General features: G+C 72.4%; 3 protein-coding genes. All 3 read left to right on the forward strand.

Annotation, left to right across the window (positions count from 1 at the left end):
- Positions 1-118: 118 nt before the first annotated feature.
- Genes AB0J68_RS31905 through AB0J68_RS31915 form a run of 3 tightly spaced genes read left to right on the forward strand, consistent with a single transcriptional unit; the run spans position 119 to position 1,678 of the window.
- Positions 119-295: a hypothetical protein gene (locus AB0J68_RS31905; RefSeq protein ID WP_363942565.1), complete on the forward strand. Its 177-nt coding sequence runs from the start codon at positions 119-121 to the stop codon at positions 293-295.
- 53 nt (positions 296-348) lie between these two features.
- Entirely contained in the window at positions 349-1,008 is a 660-nt protein-coding gene (locus tag AB0J68_RS31910) for an HAD family hydrolase (RefSeq protein ID WP_363942567.1), read from the forward strand.
- Positions 1,009-1,042: 34 nt separating this feature from the next.
- Positions 1,043-1,678 carry an alpha-ketoglutarate-dependent dioxygenase AlkB gene (locus AB0J68_RS31915; RefSeq protein ID WP_354855099.1) on the forward strand — a complete coding sequence of 212 codons (636 nt, stop codon included), beginning with the start codon at positions 1,043-1,045 and terminating at the stop codon, positions 1,676-1,678.
- The last annotated feature ends 82 nt before the right edge of the window (positions 1,679-1,760 follow it).

Genomic DNA, 1,760 nt, shown 5'->3' on the forward strand with positions numbered 1-1,760 from the left:
CGGGGCGCCCGCGGCGCTGGTCTGCGTGGCCTACACCCATCGCTTTTGTTACGCCCGTGTGGTCCCGCTCTTTCTGCCCGCGGGCCTCGGCTAACTTCCTCAGCTGACGGGCGCCGGGGTGCCCGGGCGGGCCGCCCGGGCGACGGCGGCGCGGACCCTCAACGGGCTGCTCAGCTCGCCGCAGCGCCGCGCGGCGCTGGCCGCGCGGGCCTGGTCCACGGTGGACGGCCGGGGCCGGGCGCGGGTCGTGGACGCGGTGTTCGACGCTGTACGCCCGGCCGCCGTCGCGGACTGACGACGCGCGTTCTCCCGCTTATGATCCGTCGACCAGGCGAACGGGGGACGCACGTGATCAGAGCGGTCTTCTTCGACGTCGGCGGGACGATTCTCGACGAGTCCCGCGAGTTCGCGGGCTGGGCGGACTGGTTCGGCGTTCCACGGCACACGCTCTCGGCGGTCCTCGGTGCCGTGATCGCCCGTGGCCAGGACTACCAGGAGACGTTCCGGGCCTTCCGGCCCGACTTCGACCTCACCGCCGAGCTGGAACGTCGCGCCGCCGCCGGCGAACCCGAGTGGTTCGGCGAGGAGGATCTCTACCCCGACGCGCGCGGCTGCCTGACCTCGCTCAAGGAGCAGGGCCTGTTCGTCGGCCTGGCCGGCAACCAACCCGCCTCCGCCGAGGCGCTCCTGCACGCCCTCGACCTTCCCGTGGACATGATCGGCACCTCGACCGGTTGGGGCGTGGCGAAACCGTCACCGGCCTTCTTCGACCGGGTCGTCCGGGCGGGCGGTGGCGACGCGTCGTCGATCCTGTACGTCGGCGACCGGCCCGACAACGACGTACGCCCGGCCGTCGAGGCCGGCATGAAGACGTGCCTGATCCGGCGCGGCCCGTGGGGGCACATCCTCGACATGCCGGCCGTGGCCGAGCAGTGCCTGTTCCGCATCGACGCGCTGGACGACCTTCCGGACCTGGTGGCCAAGCACAACGCGGCAGCGGCGGCCTAGCACGGGTGTACGAAAGTGCTGCTAGGGTGGCTGCATGACGCAGGCCGCCTACCAGCCGTCGATGCTCGACCTGACCGACACGGAGCCGACCCTGGGGCCCCTGCCCGGCCAGCTCCGACGGCACCAGCTCAGCCGGGGCGCCTGGGTCGACCACCTCCCCGGCTGGGTGCGCGGCTCCGACGCGGTCCTCGACACCCTGCTCGCCGAGGTGCCGTGGCGCGCGGAGCGACGCACCATGTACGACAGCGAGGTCGACGTGCCCCGCCTGCTCTGCTGGTACGGCGTCGACCGGCAACTGCCGCACCCCGTGCTCACCTCGGCGCGGACGGCGCTGACCCGGCACTACACGCCCGAGCTGGGCGAGCCGTTCGTCACCGCCGGCATGTGTCTCTACCGCTCCGGCCGGGACAGCGTCGCCTGGCACGGCGACACCATCGGCCGCTCCGCGCACAGCGACACCGTCGTCGCGATCGTCTCGTTCGGGTCACCTCGGCCGCTGCTGCTGCGCCCGCGCGGCGGTGGCGACAGCCTGCGGTTCCCGGTGGGCCACGGCGACCTGATCGTGATGGGCGGCTCCTGCCAGCGCACCTGGGAACACGCCATCCCCAAGACCACCCGCCCGGTAGGCCCGAGGGTGAGCGTCCAGTTCCGCCCGTTCAACGTCGCCTAACCCCACCCCACCCCACCCCACCCCCGGCGTTGATCATGAAGTTGTTGCCACCGCCATCGGCGTGTCGCGGCAATAACTTCAT

The sequence above is a fragment of the Micromonospora sp. NPDC049580 genome, from assembly GCF_040675595.1.
Lineage (GTDB): Bacteria > Actinomycetota > Actinomycetes > Mycobacteriales > Micromonosporaceae > Micromonospora.

Coding starts and splice junctions, on each gene's coding strand:
- AB0J68_RS31915 (WP_354855099.1), top strand. CDS start 1,043: ATGACGCAGGCCGCCTACCAGCCGTCGATGCTCGACCTGACCGACACG.